Annotated in this window: 21 protein-coding genes, 3 tRNA genes and 1 pseudogene; 15 read left to right on the top strand and 10 right to left on the bottom strand. The window is 63.7% G+C overall.

Translation table 11 applies throughout. From position 1 onward, the window contains the following. The first annotated feature begins 908 nt into the window (after positions 1-908). The gene (locus ACFORG_RS15740) at positions 909-1133 is read left to right on the top strand and encodes a DUF1127 domain-containing protein (RefSeq protein WP_386736471.1); all 225 of its coding nucleotides are present in this window, start codon (positions 909-911) and stop codon (positions 1131-1133) included. Between the two features lie 653 nt (positions 1134-1786). Here ACFORG_RS15740 and ACFORG_RS15735 read toward each other — a convergent pair. Next, complete coding sequence (locus ACFORG_RS15735; RefSeq protein ID WP_386736470.1) at positions 1787-4228, bottom strand: ATP-dependent helicase; 2442 nt, start codon at positions 4226-4228, stop codon at positions 1787-1789. 76 nt (positions 4229-4304) lie between these two features. Continuing rightward, a complete protein-coding gene (locus ACFORG_RS15730; RefSeq protein ID WP_386736469.1) occupies positions 4305-4757 on the bottom strand; it encodes a hypothetical protein in 453 nt (150 codons plus the stop codon). A 129-nt stretch (positions 4758-4886) separates the two neighbouring features. On the opposite strand from ACFORG_RS15730, the gene ACFORG_RS15725 reads away from it, so the two are divergent. From ACFORG_RS15725 to ACFORG_RS15705, 5 genes are all read left to right on the top strand, one after another. Then, the gene (locus ACFORG_RS15725; protein WP_386736630.1) at positions 4887-6023 is read left to right on the top strand and encodes an alpha-hydroxy acid oxidase; all 1137 of its coding nucleotides are present in this window, start codon (positions 4887-4889) and stop codon (positions 6021-6023) included. 114 nt (positions 6024-6137) lie between these two features. Continuing rightward, positions 6138-9575, top strand: a complete 3438-nt coding sequence (locus ACFORG_RS15720; RefSeq protein WP_386736468.1) for a pyruvate carboxylase — start codon at positions 6138-6140, stop codon at positions 9573-9575. 77 nt (positions 9576-9652) lie between these two features. Then, positions 9653-10036 carry an MAPEG family protein gene (locus tag ACFORG_RS15715; protein WP_386736467.1) on the top strand — a complete coding sequence of 128 codons (384 nt, stop codon included), beginning with the start codon at positions 9653-9655 and terminating at the stop codon, positions 10034-10036. 99 nt (positions 10037-10135) lie between these two features. Next, positions 10136-10210: transfer RNA gene (locus tag ACFORG_RS15710), tRNA-Gly, on the top strand. Positions 10211-10244: 34 nt separating this feature from the next. Then, positions 10245-10319: transfer RNA gene (locus ACFORG_RS15705), tRNA-Gly, on the top strand. 78 nt (positions 10320-10397) lie between these two features. On the opposite strand, the gene ACFORG_RS15700 is transcribed toward ACFORG_RS15705, so the two are convergent. After that, a complete protein-coding gene (locus ACFORG_RS15700) occupies positions 10398-10637 on the bottom strand; it encodes an Lrp/AsnC family transcriptional regulator (protein ID WP_386736466.1) in 240 nt (79 codons plus the stop codon). Positions 10638-10805: 168 nt separating this feature from the next. Here ACFORG_RS15700 and hisB point away from each other — a divergent pair, with 168 nt between their 5' ends. Further along, positions 10806-11393 (top strand): imidazoleglycerol-phosphate dehydratase HisB, encoded by a 588-nt coding sequence (gene hisB, locus ACFORG_RS15695; RefSeq protein WP_386736465.1) that lies wholly within the window; start codon positions 10806-10808, stop codon positions 11391-11393. Positions 11394-11539: 146 nt separating this feature from the next. Further along, positions 11540-12178 (top strand): imidazole glycerol phosphate synthase subunit HisH, encoded by a 639-nt coding sequence (gene hisH / locus ACFORG_RS15690; RefSeq protein ID WP_386736464.1) that lies wholly within the window; start codon positions 11540-11542, stop codon positions 12176-12178. On the opposite strand, the gene ACFORG_RS15685 is transcribed toward hisH, so the two are convergent. After that, complete coding sequence (locus tag ACFORG_RS15685; RefSeq protein ID WP_386736463.1) at positions 12179-12565, bottom strand: DUF2147 domain-containing protein; 387 nt, start codon at positions 12563-12565, stop codon at positions 12179-12181. It lies immediately after the preceding gene. A 134-nt stretch (positions 12566-12699) separates the two neighbouring features. Here ACFORG_RS15685 and hisA point away from each other — a divergent pair, with 134 nt between their 5' ends. Then, entirely contained in the window at positions 12700-13422 is a 723-nt protein-coding gene (gene hisA / locus ACFORG_RS15680; RefSeq protein ID WP_386736462.1) for a 1-(5-phosphoribosyl)-5-[(5-phosphoribosylamino)methylideneamino]imidazole-4-carboxamide isomerase, read from the top strand. Here the strand turns inward: hisA and ACFORG_RS15675 are convergent. Next, positions 13419-13871, bottom strand: a complete 453-nt coding sequence (locus ACFORG_RS15675) for a DUF302 domain-containing protein (RefSeq protein WP_386736461.1) — start codon at positions 13869-13871, stop codon at positions 13419-13421. The two genes, hisA and ACFORG_RS15675, sit on opposite strands and share 4 nt — an antisense overlap. Before the next feature lie 141 nt (positions 13872-14012). On the opposite strand from ACFORG_RS15675, the gene hisF reads away from it, so the two are divergent. The 3 genes from hisF (at position 14013) to ACFORG_RS15660 (ending at position 15743) form a co-directional block, all read left to right on the top strand. Continuing rightward, complete coding sequence (gene hisF, locus ACFORG_RS15670) at positions 14013-14774, top strand: imidazole glycerol phosphate synthase subunit HisF (protein WP_386736460.1); 762 nt, start codon at positions 14013-14015, stop codon at positions 14772-14774. Between the two features lie 7 nt (positions 14775-14781). Beyond that, complete coding sequence (locus ACFORG_RS15665; protein WP_386736459.1) at positions 14782-15093, top strand: phosphoribosyl-ATP diphosphatase; 312 nt, start codon at positions 14782-14784, stop codon at positions 15091-15093. A 62-nt stretch (positions 15094-15155) separates the two neighbouring features. After that, positions 15156-15743 (top strand): hypothetical protein, encoded by a 588-nt coding sequence (locus ACFORG_RS15660; protein ID WP_386736458.1) that lies wholly within the window; start codon positions 15156-15158, stop codon positions 15741-15743. Position 15744: 1 nt separating this feature from the next. Here ACFORG_RS15660 and ACFORG_RS15655 read toward each other — a convergent pair whose 3' ends face one another. Next, on the bottom strand, positions 15745-16215 hold the full coding sequence (locus ACFORG_RS15655) for a CoA-binding protein (protein ID WP_386736457.1): 471 nt from the start codon (positions 16213-16215) through the stop codon (positions 15745-15747). Positions 16216-16260: 45 nt separating this feature from the next. Beyond that, complete coding sequence (locus tag ACFORG_RS15650; protein ID WP_386736456.1) at positions 16261-16764, bottom strand: TetR/AcrR family transcriptional regulator; 504 nt, start codon at positions 16762-16764, stop codon at positions 16261-16263. A gap of 84 nt (positions 16765-16848) precedes the next feature. On the opposite strand from ACFORG_RS15650, the gene ACFORG_RS15645 reads away from it, so the two are divergent. Further along, positions 16849-17925, top strand: coding sequence for an alcohol dehydrogenase family protein (locus ACFORG_RS15645; RefSeq protein ID WP_386736455.1), 1077 nt, complete (start codon positions 16849-16851; stop codon positions 17923-17925). A 181-nt stretch (positions 17926-18106) separates the two neighbouring features. Here the strand turns inward: ACFORG_RS15645 and ACFORG_RS15640 are convergent, their stop codons facing one another. From ACFORG_RS15640 to rlmB, 3 genes are all read right to left on the bottom strand, one after another. Next, positions 18107-18556 carry a YHS domain-containing (seleno)protein gene (locus ACFORG_RS15640; protein WP_386736454.1) on the bottom strand — a complete coding sequence of 150 codons (450 nt, stop codon included), beginning with the start codon at positions 18554-18556 and terminating at the stop codon, positions 18107-18109. Positions 18557-18667: 111 nt separating this feature from the next. Then, complete coding sequence (locus ACFORG_RS15635; RefSeq protein WP_386736629.1) at positions 18668-18964, bottom strand: hypothetical protein; 297 nt, start codon at positions 18962-18964, stop codon at positions 18668-18670. A gap of 9 nt (positions 18965-18973) precedes the next feature. Beyond that, positions 18974-19747 carry a 23S rRNA (guanosine(2251)-2'-O)-methyltransferase RlmB gene (rlmB, locus tag ACFORG_RS15630; protein WP_386736453.1) on the bottom strand — a complete coding sequence of 258 codons (774 nt, stop codon included), beginning with the start codon at positions 19745-19747 and terminating at the stop codon, positions 18974-18976. A gap of 120 nt (positions 19748-19867) precedes the next feature. On the opposite strand from rlmB, the gene ACFORG_RS15625 reads away from it, so the two are divergent. Both ACFORG_RS15625 and ACFORG_RS15620 read left to right on the top strand, forming a co-directional pair. After that, positions 19868-19951, top strand: a tRNA-Tyr gene (locus tag ACFORG_RS15625). A gap of 213 nt (positions 19952-20164) precedes the next feature. Beyond that, a pseudogene (locus tag ACFORG_RS15620) lies at positions 20165-22156 on the top strand (hypothetical protein); the annotation flags it as partial.

The raw sequence follows: 22156 nt of genomic DNA, 5'->3' as shown, positions 1-22156 counted from the left end.
AAACTGAAAACGGCGGGTTGATCTGCTGCCACTGATCAACCCGCCGCCTTTACCCGCCTTGCGGGGTGTCCGACTGCGCGCGCCACCTGGGGGGATGTCTGCTCGCCCGCGCGCCGGATCTCTTTGTTCGATGAAGAGGAGCTGCCTGTATGAAACCGTTTTTTTCTTATCGTTTCCGGGGTGGATTTTTCCGTTGGCCCCGTTGTGTCGCCTCGTCCTCATCGGATGAACAAGGGATGCCATGGGAATTCATGGAAATCAATAGCCCAGTTTGGGAATTTCTGTAGCGACGCGCAAAGAAAGCCGTTCTCGCCCGTCATCATGAACGAAAAAAGTGGAACATATAGACGCGCGAAACTGCCCAACAGCGATATGTAGACATGCGTGCCTTCCCAGATACTTGCCCACGAATTCCCGGAAAAATTTCAGCAATCCGAATGCTGCGCAACATGTTCCCGTTTTGGCCTCGCAAATCAGGGACGAATCACAGCCCCAACGAACCCGCAACTCAGAAAGACGAAGAAGTTTGGGGAGCCGCTCCCAGATCCGTCCCACGATTTCCCATACGAGGTTCAAGGCCGACGACCAGCCAAGTTTCTGCGCTCGAAGGATCTCGAGGCCGTTTCGTCAAGGACCGAAAAAACGTCACCGTGCGTAACCTTTAGGCTTATCCCAAGGTCAACTTTTATTCACTCGACAGACCACACGGTCTGACCGGGAGGCGGAAACCCCTTATTTTCATGCTGATTTTGCCAACCGGATGATTTCTAACAACAATCCATGCAATTGCTGCATAGCAGCGTTGAGCATGCCAGCCATTGTGCACCCGCAGCATTTGCCTATTTTCAATCTCAACACGCCGCCAACGACGCGGCATGACGCGAACGACGACGCAGGTAAAAAAAGACATGGCCGCAACGACAGAATTCACAGCGACGCACGCATCGCACACCGATAGCCTCGACAGCTGGATCGGCGCGCTTCGCACCCGCATCGCCCGCTACCGGCTTTATCGCCAGACCGTAAACGAACTCGGCGCACTTTCGGGTCGCGAGCTGGCCGATCTGGGCCTGCACCGCTCGATGATCAAGCGCATCGCAATTCAGGCAGCCTACGAGGCAACCGCGCGCTGAGCGCGACAGAACACACGAGATCAGGCCCTCCTCCTCCTCCCTGAGGGTCTGACCTTCGCGGCGGCATCTTCCTCCTCCCTGATGCCGCCGCACCCTTTTCCGGCCAAAAGCCGGATCGAGGCACCCTGGGTTCTCCTCCTCCCTACCCGGGACGTGCACGACAGCGGCGGCGCCCTCCTCCTCCCTAGCGCCGCCGCGCACCCCATACCGGCCCAACAGGCCGGAACTGAATGCAGACGGGCCTCCTCCTCCCTGCCCGGATGCGTAAAGAGAGCGGCGGCGTCTTCCTCCTCCCTGACGTCGCCGCTTCCTCTTTTTCGTCACTCCCCAAAAAAGTTCGAAAAGACGGGAACCCAAACTGAACCTGCGCAGTTTCAGTGCTGGCGGCGTCGCAGTGCTCCCTTCCTGTCGGATGCGCCGTCACCTCGGTCCGTTCCGGCATTTTCCGGAAAACCGAAATGCCCTGGCTGTCTCCTCCCTTGCCCGGGCAGTGTTCTGCGGCGGCACCGGTCCTCCCCACGGTGCCGCCGCTCATCCTTCGGGAAATTCCACCACTCACGCGATACCGCATGCGGGCGACAGGCCGCATGCCACGCCCAACGCCTGGGCGTGCAGCTTCGCTGCATGATCAGGGGGCGGGAGCGCCCGACTCCTCAGAACGGAACGTCGTCCTTGGCGCTCAGGAACCGGGCCACCACCTTCTTGGTCCCGGCCTTGTCGAAATCCACCTCGACCTTGTCACCTTCGATGCCCGTTACCGCGCCGTAGCCGAATTTCTGGTGAAACACGCGTTCGCCCGTGGTGAAGCTTGCAACGGCCGTCAGGTCGATCACCGTGTTGCGGCTTTCCTTCGGCTGGCTCAATCCACGTTCACCCTGGCGCGCCTGCAGGCGTTTCCATCCCGGAGAATTATAGACATTGGCCTCGGCCACACGGCTGTCGATGGTCGATGCGACCCCGCCCGAGCCATAGAGGCCCGGCGGCGTCAGAACCTCGACATGATCCTCGGGCAGCTCGTCGATAAAACGCGAAGGAAGCGCATTCTGCCATTGGCCGAAGACCCGCCGGTTCGCGGCGAAAGAGATGGTGCAGACCTCTTCGGCCCGCGTGATGCCGACATAGGCCAGCCGCCGCTCCTCCTCGAGCCCCTTGAGGCCCGATTCGTCCATCGATCGCTGCGACGGAAACAGCCCATCCTCCCAACCTGGAAGGAACACCGCGGGAAACTCCAACCCCTTGGCGGCGTGCAGCGTCATGATCGACACTTTGGCACCTTCCTCGGACTGTTCGTTGTCCATGATCAGGCTGACATGCTCCAGGAACCCTTGCAGGTTCTCGAAATTGTCGAGCTGGTTGACCAGTTCCTTGAGGTTTTCCAACCGCCCCGGCGCTTCGGGCGTCTTGTCGTTCTGCCACATCGCCGTGTAGCCGGATTCATCCAGGATGATCTGCGCTAGTTCTACGTGGTCATATCTTAGTTCGTTAGAATCCCGCTCAATCACTGCCTCGTCATCATTATCCTGACGGAAAGAGGCATCGTATTCTTCACCAAGCAAAGATCGCGGCCTGCGCCCACCCAGTGTTAGCTCAGATTTCGCAACAGCCCTCCAGCGCGCCAGCCCCTCGATCAGCTCGCGCAGCGCGCCGCCCCCCTTGCCCTTGATTGTGCCCTCCTCGACCGCGATCCGCGCGCCCTCAACCAACGGCACGCCATTGGCGCGGGCGGTCATCTGGATGGTCTGCTGCGCCTTGTCGCCCAGGCCACGCTTGGGCGTGTTTACGATGCGCTCAAAGGCCAGGTCATCCTCGGGCGAGACGACAAGCCGGAAATAGGCCATCGCATCGCGGATCTCCATCCGTTCGTAGAATCGTGGACCACCGATCACCTTGTAGGGCAGCCCGATCGTCAGGAAACGGTCCTCGAAGGCGCGCATCTGGTGCGACGCGCGCACAAGGATCGCCATTTCGTCGAGCGAATAGGCCCGCATCCCGCGGGTGCCGCCCTGCATCGCGTCGATCTCCTCGCCGATCCAGCGTGCCTCTTCCTCGCCATCCCAATGGCCGATCAGGCGGACCTTTTCGCCCTCCTCGGCCTCTGTCCACAATTCCTTGCCCAGCCGCCCCTGGTTTCCCCGGATCACACCTGATGCGGCCGCAAGGATATGCGGGGTCGAACGATAGTTCTGCTCCAGGCGAACCACATGCGCCCCCGGGAAATCCTTTTCGAACCGCAGGATGTTGCCCACCTCGGCGCCGCGCCAGCCATAGATCGACTGGTCGTCGTCGCCGACGCAGCAGATGTTGCGATGCCCCGCGGCCAGCAGGCGCAGCCAGAGGTACTGGGCGACGTTGGTATCCTGATATTCGTCCACAAGGATGTAGCGAAACCAGCGTTGGTATTGCGCCAGAACGTCCTCATGCGCCTGGAATATCGTAACCATGTGCAACAGCAGGTCTCCGAAATCCACGGCGTTCAGCTCGATCAGCCGACGCTGATACTGGGCGTAAAGCTCCACACCCTTGTGGTTGTAAGCGCCCGCATCGGCGGCCGGCACCTTGTCCGGCGTCAAGGCGCGGTTCTTCCAGTCGTCGATGATCCCTGACAGCATCCGCGCGGGCCAGCGCTTGTCATCGATTCCCGCGGCCTGCACCAATTGCTTGAGCAGGCGCAGCTGGTCGTCTGTATCGAGGATGGTGAAGTTCGACTTGAGATCCACCAGTTCCGCATGCCGGCGCAGCAGCTTGACGCAGATCGAGTGAAAGGTGCCAAGCCACGGCATACCCTCGGCCGGCTGGCCCAGCATCCGGCCCACGCGGTTCTTCATCTCGCGCGCGGCCTTGTTGGTGAATGTCACCGCAAGGATCTCGTTCGGACGCGCGGTGCCGGTATTGAGCAGATGCACGATCCGCGCCGTCAACGCCTTGGTCTTTCCGGTACCCGCGCCCGCCAGCATGAGGACCGGGCCATCCAGCCGCTCCACCGCTTCGCGCTGTGCCGAGTTCAGATCGTCGAGATAGGGCATCGGCCGCGCGGCCATTGCCCGGGCCGAGAGAGAGGCGCTCTCGAACGCGTCGCTGTCATCAAAACTGCTCATGCCGCACAAGATACAGTTACGCGGGCTCCAAGAAAAGCCGTGTTCAGCAATTGTTCTACCCTAATTCAGTTCCACCCTAACCCGCCTCGGCCACCTGCTCGGGCAGGAGCGCGCGCAAATCGCAGGCCAGCCCTGCCTGACCGCGTGGCAGGTCGTTTCCACTGCGCCCCCGCGAGGGTGCCGTCGCGGACCACCGTTCGATCGCCGCCTGGCTGCAGGTGACGTATATCACCCCGGCCGCGGGCGCCACCTTGCGCATCTCATATTCGAAACGTCCCTCATGGCCGTCCCGGTCGATCAGGATGACGGCCGGGCTTTTGCCGGTCAGGCTTGCCGCGAACAGTGCCTGGTGCACGCTGTCACGCGACGAGGATTTGCCATCCAGCCCGATCTCGATGACATGGCTTTCGGTTTCGCAATCGACGCGGACGTAGCGCGAGATGCCGTTCACGTCGAAATACTGCCGTGTCTCTGCGTCGCTGCCTGCCAGAAAGGCGCATAGCAGCGCCGCAAGTTCGACCTCGCCCATCTTCGCACGCCTCCCGATTCGTTAACCTTGGTTAACAGAACGTTAACGCAGGTTAACATGGGGGCGCATCCGCGCGATTTCAGCCTTTGCGGTCTGGACAATCTCATTGCGCGCACGTCAACTGCAGTCATGGACCTGCACAGCACCTATCCCGGCATAATGGATCTGAAGTGGCGCGCGCGGCGCAGGCTGCCCCGTTTCGTGTGGGAGTATCTCGACAGCGGAACGGGCGTCGAAGCGACCAAGGCCCGCAACCGGTCGGCCCTTGACCGTGTGGGCTTCATGCCCTCGATCCTGCATGGCGCGCTCGATTTCGACCTGTCGACCACCCTGCTGGGGCGCGAGTTTCCTCTGCCCTTCGGCATCTCGCCCATTGGCATGTCGGGGCTGATCTGGCCCGACGCCGAAGGGCTTCTGGCGCGAGCCGCGGCGCAAGTCGGCATACCTTATACATTGTCGACCGTGGCGAGCCAAAACCCCGAGGATCTCGCGCCGCACCTTGGCAAACATGCCTGGTTCCAACTTTACCCGCCGAAAAAGCCCGAGATCCGGCAGGATCTGCTGAACCGGGCACGCGATGCCGGGTTTACCACCCTCGTGCTTACCGTGGACGTGCCCGTCGCGTCACGGCGCGAACGGCAGATCCGGTCCGGCCTCACCCAGCCCCCCAAGCTGACCCCGCGCCTTTTGGCACAGATTGCCGCGCGTCCCGCCTGGGCGATGGGCATGGCCCGCCGTGGCATGCCGCGCATGCGGACGCTCGACAAATACGTCTCTGCCCAGCAGAACCTGCCGCCGACCGCGCATATCGGCTACCTTCTGCGCACCTCACCCGACATGGATTACGTCAACTGGCTGCGCGATGCTTGGGATGGCCCCTTCATTCTCAAGGGCGTGATGCGGGCCGAAGATGCCGAACGCCTCGAGGCCGCAGGCGTCGACGCGCTCTGGATCTCGAACCATGCCGGTCGGCAGTTCGACGGCGCGCCCGGCGCGGCCGAGGTGTTGCCAGCGATCCGCGCCGCAACACAGTTGCCGCTGATCTTCGACAGCGGCATTGAAGGCGGCCTCGACATCCTGCGCGCGCTGGCATTGGGGGCCGATTTCGTGATGGCGGGCCGCGCTTTCCACTTCGGTCTGGCCGCGCTTGGCGCGCCCGGCCCCGATCACGTCATCGACATCCTGCGCCGCGACATGGAGGCGAATATGGGCCAGATCGGCGCGGCCAAGCTGTCCGATTTGCCCCCCGCGATCGAGCTGCGCTGAATTATCCGACGTTTGCGAGCGTTAACATGCCGCCCATGCCCAGAAATGCGGATATACCCGCCGCAAGATGGGCCTTAAAACCCACCGCCAAACAGTTTGGACGCGGAACCTGCAATGACCGATTTCAAGAAGATCCTGATCGCCAACCGCGGCGAGATCGCCATCCGTGTGATGCGCGCCGCCAACGAGATGGGCAAGAAGACCGTCGCAGTCTATGCCGAGGAGGACAAGCTGGGCCTGCACCGCTTCAAGGCGGACGAAGCCTATCGCATCGGCGAGGGGCTGGGCCCGGTCGCGGCCTATCTCTCGATCGACGAGATGATCCGCGTCGCCAAGGAATGCGGCGCCGACGCGATCCATCCGGGCTATGGCCTGCTGTCCGAGAACCCCGATTTCGTCGATGCCTGCGTGCAGAACGGCATCACCTTCATCGGCCCCCGGGCCGAGACGATGCGCAAGCTGGGCGACAAGGCCAGCGCCCGCAAGGTCGCGATGGAGGCCGGCGTGCCGGTGATCCCCGCGACCGAGGTGCTGGGCGACGACATGGAGGCCATTGCACGCGAGGCCGATGAAATCGGCTATCCCCTGATGCTCAAGGCCAGCTGGGGCGGCGGCGGACGCGGCATGCGCCCCATCAACGGCCCCGACGAGCTGGTCGAGAAGGTCAAGGAAGGCCGCCGCGAGGCCGAGGCCGCGTTCGGCAATGGCGAGGGGTATCTCGAAAAGATGATCACCCGCGCCCGCCATGTCGAGGTGCAGATCCTCGGCGACAAGCACGGGCAGATCTATCACCTGTGGGAGCGTGACTGCTCGGTCCAGCGGCGCAACCAGAAAGTCGTGGAACGCGCCCCTGCCCCCTATCTGAGCGATGCGCAGCGCGAAGAGCTGTGCGATCTCGGCCGCCGGATCTGCGCGCATGTGAATTACGAATGCGCCGGCACGGTCGAGTTCCTTATGGACATGGATTCGGGCGAATTCTACTTCATCGAGGTGAACCCCCGCGTTCAGGTCGAACACACCGTCACCGAAGAGGTGACCGGCATCGACATCGTTCAGGCCCAGATATTGATCGCCGAGGGCAAGCCGATTGCCGAGGCCACCGGGATGGACAGCCAGGATGCTATCCGCCTCAACGGTCACGCGTTGCAGACCCGGATCACCACCGAAGACCCGCAGAACAACTTCATCCCCGATTACGGGCGCATCACAGCCTACCGCTCAGCCACTGGCATGGGTATCCGACTTGATGGCGGGACCGCCTATGCGGGCGGCGTCATCACCCGTTACTATGACTCGCTGCTGACAAAGGTCACCGCCTGGGCACCCACGCCCGAAAAGGCGATCCACCGGATGGACCGCGCCCTGCGCGAATTCCGGATCCGGGGTGTCAGCACGAATATCGATTTCGTTATCAACCTGCTGAAACATCCGACCTTCCTGTCGAACGAATACACAACCAAGTTCATCGACACGACGCCGGACCTCTTCACCTTCAAGAAGCGGCAGGACCGCGGCACCAAGGTGCTGACCTACATTGCCGATGTCACGGTGAACGGGCATCCCGAAACCAAGGACCGCCCCCGCCCCCGCGCCGATATCAAAGAGCCGAAGCCGCCCGCCAAACGGGCCGAACCGCTCATGGGCACGCGCAACCTTCTGGAACAGAAAGGCCCGCAAGCCGTCGCCGACTGGATGAAGGCGCAGCGGCACCTTCTGATCACCGACACCACCATGCGCGATGGGCACCAGTCGCTACTCGCCACGCGGATGCGGTCGATCGACATGATCCGGGTCGCGCCCGCCTATGCCGCCAACCTGCCACAGCTTTTCAGCGTGGAATGCTGGGGCGGCGCCACGTTCGACGTCGCCTACCGCTTCCTTCAGGAATGCCCCTGGCAACGCCTGCGCGATCTGCGCGAGGCGATGCCGAACCTGATGACGCAGATGCTTCTGCGCGGCTCGAACGGCGTCGGCTACACCAATTATCCCGACAACGTGGTGCAGAGTTTCGTCAAGGAAGCGGCCAAGGGCATCGACGTGTTCCGCGTCTTCGATTCGCTCAACTGGGTCGAGAACATGCGCGTCGCCATGGACGCGGTGATCGAGTCGGGCAAGATCTGCGAGGGCACTGTCTGCTACACTGGCAACATGCTCGACCCGGACCGGTCGAAATACGACCTGAAGTACTACGTCGGCATGGCCAAGGAACTGCGCGACGCGGGTGCGCACGTGCTGGGCCTCAAGGACATGGCGGGGCTTTTGAAACCCGCCGCTGCGCGCCAGCTGATCCGGGCTCTGAAGGAAGAGGTGGGGCTGCCCATCCATTTCCACACCCACGACACCGCCGGCATTGCCAGCGCCACCATCCTCGCCGCCTCCGAGGCGGGGGTGGATGCGGTCGATTGCGCCATGGACGCGTTCAGCGGCAATACCAGCCAGGCGACCCTTGGCACGGTGGTCGAGGCGCTGCGCCACACCGACCGCGATACCGGGCTCGATATCTCGGCGGTGCGCGAGATCAGCGACTATTTCGAGGCCGTCCGCGCCCATTACGCCGCCTTCGAGTCGGGCCTGCAGGCACCCGCATCCGAGGTCTATCTCCACGAGATGCCCGGCGGTCAGTTCACCAACCTCAAGGCGCAGGCGCGCTCCATGGGGCTGGAAGAACGCTGGCACGAGGTCGCCCGCACCTATGCCGACGTGAACATGATGTTCGGCGATATCGTCAAGGTCACGCCCTCGTCCAAGGTGGTGGGCGACATGGCCCTGATGATGGTCAGCCAAGGCCTGACCCGCGCCCAGGTCGAAGATGCCGAAACCGATGTCGCCTTTCCCGATTCGGTGATCGACATGATGCGCGGCAATCTCGGCCAGCCGCCCGGTGGCTTCCCCGAGAAAATCGTCACCAAGGTCCTGAAGACCGAAGAGCCCAACACCGAGCGGCCCGGCAAGCATCTCGAACCTGTCGATCTCGAGGCCACGCGCAAGGAGCTGTCGGAGCAACTTGAAGGCAAGGCGATCGACGACGAGGATCTGAACGGATACCTCATGTATCCCAAGGTCTTCCTCGACTACATGGGGCGTCACCGGCAATACGGCCCGGTCCGGTCCCTGCCGACGCGGACATTCTTCTACGGGATGGAACCCGGCGAAGAGATCTCGGCCGAGATCGACCCCGGCAAGACACTCGAAATCCGGTGCCAGGCCGTGGGAGAAACCGACGACAAGGGCGAAGTAAAGGTCTTCTTCGAGCTCAACGGCCAGCCACGCGTGATCCGCGTTCCCAATCGCAAGGTCGCCTCTGCCTCGGTGGCGCGGCCAAAGGCCGAACCGGGCAACGCAAACCATGTCGCGGCTCCGATGCCCGGTGTCGTCGCCTCGGTCGGCGTCCAACCCGGCCAGAAGGTCTCGGCCGGCGATCTGCTGCTGACCATCGAAGCGATGAAGATGGAAACTGGCATCCACGCCGAGCATGACGCCACGATCAAGGCGGTCCATGTCCAGCCCGGCGGCCAGATCGACGCCAAGGATCTGCTCGTCGAACTGGAATGACTCATAACCGACCCTAGAAAATGAGCGGTCGTGCCCACGGGCGCGGCCGTCTTCATTTCAGGCCCGAGGATTTTCCCATGCTCTCCATTTCTCCGCTCTACGCTGCGCTCATCGCTTTGCTCTTTATTTTTCTCAGCGCCGACGTCATCCGACACCGTGGCCGCGCGCGCGTCTCGTCCGGAGACGGTGGCGATGCCGATCTTCAGCGCGCCATCCGTACCCATGCGAACTGCGCCGAATACGCCCCGATTGGCCTGCTGCTGCTGGTCACAGCCGAACTGGCCGGTACCCCGGTCTGGGCATTGCACGGTCTCGGACTTGCTATCCTCGCCGGTCGGGTCATGCACGCCATCGGCTTTGGCCGCGCGCAACCGGTCATGCTGTTGCGCCAGCTGGGCATGGTGCTGACGTTCACGGCGATCATACTCGGCGCGCTGGCCAACCTTCTTGCCCTGATCTGAACGCAACCGGTCGGGCGACCGGAAAATTCTTCGGTCCACGCAGCATTTTCCGCTTGCAGGCAGGCGGGGGAATTTATATCTCCCTCCTCACTCGACGGGGCGGGCGTAGCTCAGGGGTAGAGCATTACCTTGCCAAGGTAAGGGTCGTGAGTTCGAATCTCATCGCCCGCTCCAGATCGAGAACCCCAGGCCAGATGGCCAAACGGATGCGGGCGTAGCTCAGGGGTAGAGCATTACCTTGCCAAGGTAAGGGTCGTGAGTTCGAATCTCATCGCCCGCTCCAGTTTCTCAAGATCACCAACAGCGCGATGGGCATTTGGCCGCCACGGCGCGGCGCACCTGTCAGGCGCGCCACGGGCATTCAAAACACCTTGAACGTCATCGTCGTCAGCGACCGCTCGATATTCGGGATCTTCAGCAGGTGGTCATTGATGAACTTGCCGACATCCTCGCCCTCGGGGATGTAAAGTTTCATCAACAAGTCGTATTCGCCACTGGTGGAATAGAGCTCGGAATGGATCTCGCGCAGCGCGATCTCCTCGGCGACCTTGTAGGTCGTGCCCGGCTTGCAGCGGATCTGGATGAAAACGCAGGTAGACATGGCACGCGCCCCCGGATGGTCTGAAGTCGCGGCCAAGCTGGCATGCCGCGCGCGGGGGCGCAATCCCCCGCCCGACGGCAACAGGGCAAACCGGGCGTGTCCCGTCCCTCTGGCCAAACGCGCCCGGCACGGCCTATAAGCACCGCGCAAGACGAAAGGAATCCGCCCATGCGCCGCGCGCAGATCACACGGAAGACAGCCGAAACCGCGATCACTGTCGAGCTCGATCTCGACGGGACCGGGCGCTATGACATGCAGACCGGAGTGGGCTTCTTCGATCACATGCTTGATCAGCTGGCCCGCCATTCGCTGATCGACATCACCGTCCGCGCCGAAGGCGATCTGCACATCGACGACCATCACACGGTCGAGGATACGGGTATCGCGCTGGGTCAGGCGCTGGCACAGGCGCTTGGCGACAAGCGCGGCATCCGCCGTTATGGCGAGTGTCACCTGCCGATGGACGACGCCCAGGTTCGCTGTGCGCTCGACCTGTCGGGCCGGCCTTTCCTTGTCTGGAATCTCGATCTTCCGACACAGAAGATCGGCACCTTCGACACCGAGCTGGTGCGCGAGTTCTTTCAGGCGCTGGCCACCCATGGCGGCATCACGCTGCATGTCGACCTGCTGCACGGCGTCAACAGCCACCACATCGCCGAGGCCGCGTTCAAGGCGGCGGCCCGCGCCCTGCGCATGGCGGTGGAGGTCGACCCCCGCAAGGCCGATGCCATCCCCTCGACCAAGGGCGCGCTCTGAACGGCTGCCTTGAAACGGGTCCCTCTCGGTCAGACCAGCGACCGGATCATCCGACCTGATCCTATGACGAACGGAACGATCCGTCGGGGGCTTGACCCGGGCGGATGATCCGGTCAGGGGAAGGGCCGGACCAGGAGAGAGCACTGATGCTGACCGCGATCATCGATTACGAATCGGGCAACCTGCATTCTGCCGAAAAGGCGTTCCAGCGGATGGCCTTGGAAACCGGCACGGGCGAGGTTGTGGTGACGGCCGACCCCGACACCGTGGCGCGCGCCGACCGGATCGTTCTGCCCGGCGACGGGGCTTTCCCGGCCTGTGCCGCCGCGCTCCGCGGACGTTCGGGTCTTTTCGAGGCGCTGCGCGAGGCAGTCGAAGAGCGCGGCCGCCCCTTCCTCGGCATCTGTGTCGGCATGCAGCTCATGGCCACGATCGGGCGCGAGTTCAAGGATACCGACGGTTTGGGCTGGATTGCCGGCGAGGTGGTCAAGATCGAGCCCGCCGATCCCGCCCTCAAGGTGCCGCATATGGGCTGGAACGATCTCGTGATCGACCACGATCACGCGGTATTCGACGGTATCGAAACAGGCCAACACGCCTATTTCGTGCATTCCTATCATTTCCGCGTCTCCGACCCGAGCGAACGGTTGGCGCATGTCGATTACGGCGGCGATGTAACGGCGGTGATCGGTCGGGATACGATGCTGGGAATGCAGTTCCACCCCGAGAAAAGCCAGAGCACCGGGCTCCGGCTTATCTCGAATTTCCTGACCTGGCGACCGTGATTACTGCACGCGGGACCATGTCTGCTTGGAGCAGATGAGTCCCCCCGCCACGCAGCCGCGCAGCGCCAGAGAATTGCCACTCATCTGCATCTTGCCGATATAGATCTTGTCGTTGGACGGGCGCCAGACCTTGCCCTCATAGGCGCCGCCACCCTGCGGAACCATATCGATCACCAGCGTCTTGCCGATATTGGGCGACGTGTATTCGCCATCGGAATTGAAGGTGCGTGCGATCGTTCCGCAGATGGCGCTGCCGCAGGGTTTCATCGAGATATGGGCGTAAGAGCCGTCATCGGGTTCGGTCTTCCAGACGCCCTCGACCGGGTCGGCCGTGGCCATCCCGGCCAGGCCCAGTGCGGCGACAGCGCCAAGGATCAGTTTCTTCATGCGTATCCTCCCTGTGATTGCCGATACTGTGACCGCGATCGGCGCAAGCTGGCAAGATTGACTTGGGGTCGCGTTGCACTGGCAGGCCGGCCTGTGCCATATGCGCGCGACACGACCAGCGAAAGGGCCCGCGCATGATCCTCTACCCCGCAATCGACCTCAAGGACGGACAGGCCGTGCGGCTTCTGCGCGGCGAGATGGAAAAAGCGACCGTTTTCAACGACGACCCCGCCGCACAGGCGCGCGCCTTCGTCGAGGCGGGCTGCGAATGGCTGCATCTCGTCGACCTCAACGGGGCCTTCGCCGGAGAGCCCGTGAATGCCGCCCCGGTCGAGGCCATCCTCGCCGCCTGCCCCGTGCCCGCACAGCTTGGCGGCGGGATCCGCGACATGGCGACCATCGAACGTTGGATCGACAAAGGGTTGGCGCGCGTGATCCTTGGGACGGTAGCCGTCGAAAACCCCGACCTCGTGCGCGACGCTGCCCGTGCCTTTCCGGGCAAGGTGGCCGTCGGCATCGACGCACGGAACGGGCGCGTCGCGACCAAAGGTTGGGCCGAGGAAACCGATGTGATGGTCACCGACCTCGCCCGCAGCTTCGAGGATGCGGGCGTTGCCGCCATCATCTACACCGACATCAACCGCGACGGCGCGATGCAGGGTCCGAACGTGCAGGCCACGGCCGACCTGGCCCGCGCGGTGGACATCCCGGTGATCGCAAGCGGGGGCGTGTCCTCGCTCGAGGACCTGATCGCCCTGCGGGACTGCGGCGCCGATCTGAACGGTGCGATTTCGGGCCGCGCGCTTTACGACGGGGCGCTCGACCTCGGCGCGGCGCTGGCCGCGCTCAAGGGTTAACTTCCCGCAGCTTTCGAGGTCAGCCTCTTCAGCGCGCCCGTCATCTTGGCGACGTACTCGGCGTCATCGTCGATCCCGTCCAGATCGTCGAGCATCTCCTCGGGATCCTGGTAGACCAGCCACGTCTTGCCGTCGGCCTCGTAGACCAGCACTTTCAGCGGCAGGAACAGCCCCGCCTCGGGGTTGGCCTGCATCGCGGGCGTACCCAGCTTGGGATTGCCAAAGATCAAAAGCTGCGAGGGCGCCAGGTCCAGTCCCGCACCTTCGGCACCGCCGGCGTGATCCACGCGGGCAAAGATGGTGGCCCCTGCCCCTTCGACAGCCGCGACCAGCGCGTCCATCACTGCAGGTACATCACCCTGAGCCTCGACACGCATCAAATCGTCATCGGCCAACGCGGGGCCTGCACCCAGCGCCAGCGCGGCGGCAAGGATCCTGATCGCTTTCATGGAAACTCTCCCTCTTGCAGAATGGTGCCGTCAGCATGACACGCCCATGTGACACGAACCCTGCACATCCCCGTGAGGTTCCGCGTGATTGCATTTCCCGCCCCGCTGCGGCAAGGAAGCGATGCAGTTGAAGGACCCCACATGCTCAAGACCCGCATCATCCCCTGCCTCGACGTCGCCGATGGCCGCGTCGTCAAAGGCGTGAACTTCGTCGATCTGCGCGATGCGGGCGACCCGGTCGAATCGGCCAAGGCCTATGACGCGGCAGGCGCGGATGAGCTCTGCTTTCTCGACATCCACGCCACCCATGAAAACCGTGGCACGATGTATGACGTGGTCTGCCGCACGGCCGAACAGTGTTACATCCCGCTGACCGTCGGCGGCGGCGTGCGCACGCACGAGGATGTGCGCGCCCTGCTGCTGGCAGGCGCCGACAAGGTCAGCTTCAACTCCGCAGCCGTGGCAAACCCCGACGTGGTGGCCGAAGCCGCCGACCGTTTCGGCAGCCAATGCATCGTCTGCGCCATCGACGCCAAGACGGTCGAGCCCGGCCGGTGGGAGATCTTCACCCATGGTGGTCGCCGCCCCACCGGGATCGACGCCGTGGAATTTGCCCGCACCGTCACCGCCAAGGGCGCGGGCGAGATCCTGCTGACCTCGATGGACCGCGACGGTACACGTGCCGGCTTCAACCTGCCGCTGACCCGCGCCATCTCTGACGCGGTGGACGTTCCGGTCATTGCCTCCGGCGGCGTCGGAACACTCGACCACCTCGTCGAAGGCGTGACCGAAGGCGGCGCAAGCGCCGTGCTTGCCGCCTCGATCTTTCACTTCGGCGATTACACCATCCGCGAGGCCAAGGAACACATGGCCGCCGCGGGCATCCCCATGCGACTGAACTGAGGCCGACATGAGCTTCCTGCACGACCTAGCCGCCACCATCGAGTCCCGCAAATCGGCCGATCCGGACAGCAGCTGGACGGCGAAACTCCTCGCCAAGGGACCGGAGAAGGCCGCCGAGAAATTCGGCGAAGAAGCCGTCGAAGCAATCATAGAAGCGGTCAAGGGCGACCGGGCGCGCCTGACCTCCGAGGCGGCGGACGTGCTCTATCACCTGCTCGTCATGCTGGCTGCCCGCAACGTCCCACTCGATGACGTCCTGGCCGAACTTTCGCGGCGTCAGGGCACCAGCGGCATCGCCGAAAAGGCCGCGCGCGATTGAAACGCCGCCGGCCTGCCGGTAGGATTCGCCCCAGGCAGGAAACAGACGCAGGATCTCGCGACATGATCGATCGCCGTACCTTCACGTTCGGGCTTTTGGCCCTGGCCCCGCTTGCGGGCTGCAGCAGCACCGCCGAGGTGACGCGCGCCGCCGTGTCCGAACCCAGCATCGACGGGCTGACCCGCGCGCTGATCGCGCTTGACCCTTCCGTCGCGCCCGAGGAAGCCGCGCGCGCCGCCCGGATATCGCATGAATACGCTGCCGATCTTCGCGTGAAATACCAGGTCACCGATCCGCCGCTCGTGCATAATTACAAGGTCAACAGCGGGATGCGGCCACGAGGGATCTGCGTACACTGGGCCGACGATATCGAATCGCGCTTGCGGCAGGAGCGATTCCGTACGCTCTACATCCATCGCGCTATCTCGCCACCGCGCACGTCCTTTCACATCAGCCACAGCGCGCCGATCCTTTCGGCGCGGGGGCAGACCATGTTCGAGGGCATCGTCATCGACGGCTGGCGCGAGGGCGGCAACCTCGTCTGGGCGCCGGTCAGCAACGATCCCGATTACAACTGGCGTCCGCGGGCCGAGGTTCTGGGAAAGATCGCCGAAAGACGTGCCGAACAGCAGGCCCGGCTCACGGAATAGATCAAAGCTTCGACGAGATGATGCCGGTTGCGAAGCCACCCATGCGCAGCTCGCCGAACAGACGCTGATACTCGATCTTCGGACAGCGGTTCATCACCACGTCCACCCCGCGCGCCTGCGCTATCTGCGCGGCTTCGGCGTGTTCGACCCCGATCTGCATCCAGATCGTCCTGAGATCGGGAAACGTCTGCAGCGCCTCTTCGACGATGGGCGGCACGGCCTCGGACCTGCGGAAAATGTCCACCATGTCGACCGGCTGACCGATCTCGGACAGGCTGGCCCGCACCGTTTGCCCGAATAGCGGCTTGCCCGCGTGGCCAGGGTTGACGGGGATCACCCGGTATCCCTTCAGCGACAGGTACCGCGCCACGTAATAGCTCGGCCGGACAGGGTTGAGCGAAACGCCAACCACGGCGACGCTCTTGGTCCGCTTCAGGATGGTCTTGAGGAAATCATCGGAATAGTCGGGCATGGCGATATCCTAGACGGTGCCGCGCGGTGCGAAAAGCGAAATGGCTCAGCCCTGCAGGCAGGCACCCATCCTCTGCGCTGCCGCGACCGCGTCATCCCCGCGCAGCGGCCAGCTCTGCGTCAGCCCCTCGATCAGCAGCATCACCGCGACCTCCTGCCCCGGCAGGCCCGCAGCGGCGGCGGCACGCTGGGCGACCTCGCCCTTATGCCGTTCCAACAGGGCGCGCAGCGGCGCGCTGTCGGGCGCCGCGGCGACCGCTGCATGGAACAGGCAGCCGTGGCTGGCCTCCGTCTGCATCCACAACCCGACACGGGCAAAGATCTCGGCCAGCGCTACATCCGGGGCGTCGGGCAAATCGTCGAACACATGCGACAGGTAGCGCGCGTGGCGATGCTCCAGCGCGGCCTGCACCATGTCGTCACGCGACGGCACGTATTTGTAGAGTGTTCGCAGGCTGACGCCCGCGGCATCGCGCAAATCGCCCACGCTGGGTTCGGAAAATCCGCGCGCGGCAAAGGCGCCCTCCAGCCCGGCTGCGATCCTGGTCATCGTCTGGTTCATGCTTGACGCAGGTAGAGCAATCATTCTACCCACGCAAGTAGAAGATTCGTTCTACCACCGAAAGGAAACGCGATGTCCCTTCCCGAAACGATGAGCGGTATGGTCCTCACCGGCCATGGCGGCCTCGACAAGCTCGAATGGCGCACGGACCTGCCCCGCCCCGATCCGGCGGCGGACGAAGTGCTGATCCGCGTGGGGGCCGCAGCGGTAAACAACACCGACATCAATACGCGCACCGGCTGGTATTCGAAAAGCGTTCGTGGCGATACCGGTTCGGGCGCTGCCGAAGGGTATGGCAGTGACGCGGACGAGGATGGCAGCTGGTCCGGCGCGGCGTTGTCTTTCCCACGTATCCAGGGCGCCGATTGCTGCGGCGAGATCGTCGCCGTCGGCAAGGATGTCTCACCCGACCGTATCGGAGAGCGAGTGCTCGTGCGCCCAATGTACAGCCCCAAGGACCAGCTTGGCGGCGCGACTGCCACGTTCGGGTCCGAACGCGACGGGGGCTTCGCCGAATACGCCACGGCACGCTCACATGATGCCATCGCCGTGACATCCGATCTCGACGACATATCGCTGGCCTCGTTTCCCTGTGCCTTCTCGACGGCCGAGGGCATGATCCAGCGCGCGGGCCTCGGGGCGGAACGGGTTCTGATAACCGGCGCTTCGGGCGGCGTCGGCTCTGCCGCGATCCAGCTTGCCAAGCGGCGCGGTGCGCATGTGACCGCGTTGACCAGCGGCAACAAGGCCGAAACACTCCGGTCGCTCGGCGCCGACGAAACGCTGGATCGCAACGCACCGTTGCCGCGCGGCCAGTTCGACCTCGTGCTCGATCTCGTGGGTGGCCCCCGCTGGGGTAACGTGATCGACTCGCTGCGCGATGGCGGACGTTACGCAACCGCTGGCGCCATTGCCGGCCCGATCGTGGAGCTTGACCTGCGCACGCTCTACCTCCGCGACCTGTCCTTCTTTGGCTGCACCCATCAAGAGGATGCGGTCTTTACCGATCTCGTCAGCTATATCGAGGCTGGAGAACTGCGCCCGGTTGTCGCCGACACCTTCGCACTCAAGGATCTGCGCGCCGCACAGGCCGCCTTTCTCGAAAAGGGGCATGTGGGCAAAGTCGGCATTCAGGTCAAAACGGCTTGAGTCGAAAAGAAAAAAGCGCCCGGAACGGATCCGGGCGCGAGGTATGGAACGAGGGACAGTGAAATGACCCGCGGAGGTTCCGATCCGCGGTCACTGTGACATTTAGGCATTGCCTTCGTCGAAAAAAGAGGGTTGTGGCATTTTTTTGGTGACATTTCGGCGATAAGCGGATTCGCGCCGATCACTCACCCAGAACCTTCGGCCAATGCCGTGCCGCCCTTGCGATGTTGCCTGCGATATCTTTCTGCCACAGTTGATCGGCCCGGGGCGAATGGGTCAAATACAGTTTGCCATCAACGATATGCCAGGCATGCGGATCGGTCGCGGCGGTGTACCCATTGGCAACCGCATAGGCGCAATACCCACCGAATTGCGGAGCATAGCCACGCGGATTCGCCTCGAACGCCTCGCGATTCGCGGCGCTGATGAAATACCAGTCGACGCCCTTCCACATCACCACGTGCTTGTCCGTTCCGCGTTTGGCCTCGCCCGAATGGAAATACTCGACAACGTCATACCCGTCCAAGGCGGCCCCACCGGGCGCATAGAACACGGTTTCCTCTGCGCGCAACGGCGCTGCGGTCAGCAAAAGGGCGGCAAGCCCGGTCAGAATCTGGCGGCGGTCCAACATGGCAATCCTATCGGCGAACGAGCGTTAATCTGCGCCCATGCGATGCCATGTGAAAGCCCCCCTGACGGGGATGTGATCGCCGGGGCTGCGGGCGTGAACGCGCCGCAGACCTCAATCAAAGATGTCTTCGACGATGTCCCATGCCTCTTCGAACGCCTTCGACAGCAGGCTCTTGCGCTTTTTCTTCTTGCGCTTCATCGGCTTGGGCGGTTTCGCCCTGGGTGCCGAGACGTAGTCGCGCTCGGCCTTTGGCCTGTTCCGTGCCTTTTCGCGCGGCAACATCTTCATTTCATGCAATGGCGCGCCACAGGCCGAACAGCTCAGCTCGTGCCGCTCCGTTCCACGCAAAACCAGCGCGGCACGTGTCCCGCAGTAACAGCAGGTCGCGATCTTCGTCGGTCCGCCTATGTCGGCCTCCTATGCCCTTTGACTTGCATATAGGGCAATCGCCGCGGCGTTGGAGACGTTGAGAGAGCCGAAACCGCCCGCCGCGTCGATCTTGACCAGCTGGTCGACCACTTCCTTGGTTTTCTGCCGCAGGCCCGGCCCCTCGGCCCCCAGCACCAGGGCCACGGGCCGCGCCCCCTGCCCGTCCAGCGCCGCCTCTAGCGTCACCTCGGCCTCGCCATCAAGCCCCAGCACCAGATATCCCATCTGCTGAAGGCTGCCGATAGCCTCGGCAAGGTTGCGTACCCTCAGATACGGTTGCCGCTCCAACGCACCGCTCGCCGTTTTGGCCAACGCTCCGGTCTCGGGCGCCGAATGGTGGCGCGTTCCGATCACCGCGCTGGCGCCCAAAACCTCGGCCGAGCGCAGGATCGCGCCCACGTTGTGCGGATCGGTGACCCTGTCCAGCAACAGAACCCGTGGCCGCGCGGCACCGATGCAGACCTCCTCGAGGCTGCCCCACTCCAACGGCTTCACCTCCAGCGCCGCGCCCTGGTGCACCGACCCCGGATCGATCGGCGCGGTGAACTTGCGCGGGTCGGCGATCTCGGGCTCGATCCCCGCCTCCACAATCGCGTCCGACAGTTTTGCCTGCGCGTTCGGCGTCACGATCAGGCGCAGTTTTTCGCGGCGCGGGTTCATCAGCGCATCGCGCACCGCATGCAGCCCGAACAGCCAGACCGTCTCGGCCGCAGCGGCCTTGCGCGCCTGCTCTTTCTCGATGACCCATTTGGGTTTTTTCATGTCGTTTCCCCTTCGCCCGGACCCCGGCCGGATTTGTGCGCGGCACCGCGAAATTTCCGGTTGACGCTCCTTTGGCGCGCTTGTAATCACGCCTCCACGTCAGGCGCAACGCCTGACAGTGGGCGACAGGCCGCAAGGTGTGGCAGGGGACTGTAACTCCCTCGCGGAGACGCACGCCTGGTTCGATTCCAGGGTCGCCCACCACTTCTTCTCTACCAGATTCCCCCGATTTGCACCCCTGTCGTGCCGTCGCGCGACCACTTCCCGCATAAGCGGTGCGCACGGGAAGCGGAACACACAGGAAACGCGCCTCACCTCATGGTGCGTTGACAGGTCGCGCCGCAACATGGCTCACTTTCCTCCAAGGTGCATAACCCGGCACCCTGCCGGAATGCCCATCTACGCCGGGGGGCGGTCATGGTCTGGACAGGTGTTTTTTTCAGCAGCTCCGCTGAATTGTTCGAAGGCGTCGAGGGCTATTTCGCGCTCGACGGGGTGGCCGGCGCAGGCCAGGTGCCAACGATCAACGACGTCACGACCGCGACGCAGGTTTCGTTCCGGGCCCCGAACTACCTGGGGCGCATTACCTTCTTCGGCACCGACCTGGCCACCGGGACCGCACCGCTGCCCAGCGGCCAGCAACTGCCTGTCTTCACCTCCGGCACCGTCACGGGCATCGAGTTCCAGTTCAACTACACCCTGTCCCGCGCGATCGACCAAGGTATCAGCAGCCCGGCCCTCTACCTGCCGAGCCTGCTGGAACCCAGCGCGACCCTGCAATTGCCCAACCTCTCGGCGGTGGCAATCTCGAACGCCATCCTGCAAAGCTACCAGGCCCGCTCACCGCAGCCGCTGGTCGATTTCTTCTCGCAGGACAATGCCAATTTCGCGGGCACCGACGGCGTCAATATCATCGGCGGCTTCAACAACAACGACCTGCTGCGCGGGCTGGGCGGCAACGACTTGCTGCAGGGCAATGGCGGCAACGACACTCTCGACGGCGGCCCTGGGACCGACGGATTGCAGGGCGGCGAGGGCAGCGACCTCTACCTGCCCGGCCCGCCCGACCCGAACACTCCCGTTGGTGACAGTGTCAGCGACAATGGCCTGACCCGCGGCGACATCGACACGATCTCTTATGCCAATGCCCCGGGCTCGGTCGTGATCGACCTCAATCCGCTCGATGGAAACAGCAGCGCGGGGTGGGCGCAGGGACTGATGGCCGGAGGCATCGAGGCGGTGATCGGGTCGAACTTCAACGACACCATCATCGGCACGGATTTCCCCGAATCCATCCAGGACACCGCCGCCGACACGCTGATCGGCGGGCTGGGAGACGACGTTCTCTTTGGTCTTGGCGGCAGTGACCTGCTGCAGGGTGGTCCCGGCTTCGATACGCTGGTGGGCGGGGCGAATGGCGATATCGCCAATCCCGGCCCCGGTGACGCGGCGGGCTTCGCTGCGGCAAGCAACCAGATCGACCTTTTCCGCCTCGCTGACGGCTCGGTTCTTGTTGCCGCCCCCGGCGGCGGCGTCGACCTTCTGCGCGAGATCGAGCTGATCAGCCTTCTCGATGGCACTTTCTCCCTCGCATCCGTCCCGAACTCGCAGCGCAACCTCGTTACCGGAACGGGACAGGGCGAAAACCTGACGGGCAGCCCCGGCGCCGACCTGATGTTCGGCCGGGCCGGAAACGACGCGCTGCAGGGCGGCTCCGGAAACGATCAGCTCGAAGGAGATGAAGGCGATGACCGGATCGCCGGCGGGGCGGGGTCGGACACGCTGCGCGGCGGGGCCGGAAACGACGATCTCGACGGCGGCGATGGCAATGATCTGGCCGTTATCGGTGCAAGCACGGGCGCGATCACCGTGTTCGAGGTTGCAGGCGGAGTCGAGGTTCTGGGCGAGGGCCGCGACCTCGTCCGCAGCAGCGTCGAGCGCGTGGCCTTCAACGACCGGGAATTGAGTTTCGACGAGCTGGCGGCACTGGCCGGTCCCGCCACCATCACCGGCACCGATTCAGGCGAGACGCTCGACGGAACATCCTCTGCCGAGGTCATTCGCGCCCTTGCCGGCAACGATATCATCCGCCCCGGATCCGGGAACGACACGATAGAGGGCGGCGCAGGCCTCGACATGCTGGACTTCTCCGAGCACCCGCTGCCCGGCGGTCTGGGCCAGTCCGACAGGCTGCTGGACGTCGATATCGGTGCCGGAACGGCCAACCTGTTCGGCGGAGAGGTCAACGCCTTCTCCGGTATCGAGCAGGCAACCGGAACGGCCCGAAACGACCGGATCGTAGGCGATGACACCGCCAACCGGATACTGGGACTTGCCGGCGACGACACGCTCGATGGCGGTGTGGGGGCGGATACGCTCAATGGCGGGGATGGCGATGACCGCATCTCC

Source organism: Lutimaribacter marinistellae (assembly GCF_042648365.1).
Classification (GTDB): domain Bacteria; phylum Pseudomonadota; class Alphaproteobacteria; order Rhodobacterales; family Rhodobacteraceae; genus Lutimaribacter_A; species Lutimaribacter_A marinistellae.
This window is presented reverse-complemented; position numbering and strand designations above follow the sequence as displayed.

Coding starts and splice junctions, on each gene's coding strand:
- ACFORG_RS15740 (WP_386736471.1), top strand. CDS start 909: ATGGCCGCAACGACAGAATTCACAGCGACGCACGCATCGCACACCGAT.
- ACFORG_RS15735 (WP_386736470.1), bottom strand. CDS start 4,228: ATGAGCAGTTTTGATGACAGCGACGCGTTCGAGAGCGCCTCTCTCTCG.
- ACFORG_RS15730 (WP_386736469.1), bottom strand. CDS start 4,757: ATGGGCGAGGTCGAACTTGCGGCGCTGCTATGCGCCTTTCTGGCAGGC.
- ACFORG_RS15725 (WP_386736630.1), top strand. CDS start 4,887: ATGGACCTGCACAGCACCTATCCCGGCATAATGGATCTGAAGTGGCGC.
- ACFORG_RS15720 (WP_386736468.1), top strand. CDS start 6,138: ATGACCGATTTCAAGAAGATCCTGATCGCCAACCGCGGCGAGATCGCC.
- ACFORG_RS15715 (WP_386736467.1), top strand. CDS start 9,653: ATGCTCTCCATTTCTCCGCTCTACGCTGCGCTCATCGCTTTGCTCTTT.
- ACFORG_RS15700 (WP_386736466.1), bottom strand. CDS start 10,637: ATGTCTACCTGCGTTTTCATCCAGATCCGCTGCAAGCCGGGCACGACC.
- hisB (WP_386736465.1), top strand. CDS start 10,806: ATGCGCCGCGCGCAGATCACACGGAAGACAGCCGAAACCGCGATCACT.
- hisH (WP_386736464.1), top strand. CDS start 11,540: ATGCTGACCGCGATCATCGATTACGAATCGGGCAACCTGCATTCTGCC.
- ACFORG_RS15685 (WP_386736463.1), bottom strand. CDS start 12,565: ATGAAGAAACTGATCCTTGGCGCTGTCGCCGCACTGGGCCTGGCCGGG.
- hisA (WP_386736462.1), top strand. CDS start 12,700: ATGATCCTCTACCCCGCAATCGACCTCAAGGACGGACAGGCCGTGCGG.
- ACFORG_RS15675 (WP_386736461.1), bottom strand. CDS start 13,871: ATGAAAGCGATCAGGATCCTTGCCGCCGCGCTGGCGCTGGGTGCAGGC.
- hisF (WP_386736460.1), top strand. CDS start 14,013: ATGCTCAAGACCCGCATCATCCCCTGCCTCGACGTCGCCGATGGCCGC.
- ACFORG_RS15665 (WP_386736459.1), top strand. CDS start 14,782: ATGAGCTTCCTGCACGACCTAGCCGCCACCATCGAGTCCCGCAAATCG.
- ACFORG_RS15660 (WP_386736458.1), top strand. CDS start 15,156: ATGATCGATCGCCGTACCTTCACGTTCGGGCTTTTGGCCCTGGCCCCG.
- ACFORG_RS15655 (WP_386736457.1), bottom strand. CDS start 16,215: ATGCCCGACTATTCCGATGATTTCCTCAAGACCATCCTGAAGCGGACC.
- ACFORG_RS15650 (WP_386736456.1), bottom strand. CDS start 16,764: ATGACCAGGATCGCAGCCGGGCTGGAGGGCGCCTTTGCCGCGCGCGGA.
- ACFORG_RS15645 (WP_386736455.1), top strand. CDS start 16,849: ATGTCCCTTCCCGAAACGATGAGCGGTATGGTCCTCACCGGCCATGGC.
- ACFORG_RS15640 (WP_386736454.1), bottom strand. CDS start 18,556: ATGTTGGACCGCCGCCAGATTCTGACCGGGCTTGCCGCCCTTTTGCTG.
- rlmB (WP_386736453.1), bottom strand. CDS start 19,747: ATGAAAAAACCCAAATGGGTCATCGAGAAAGAGCAGGCGCGCAAGGCC.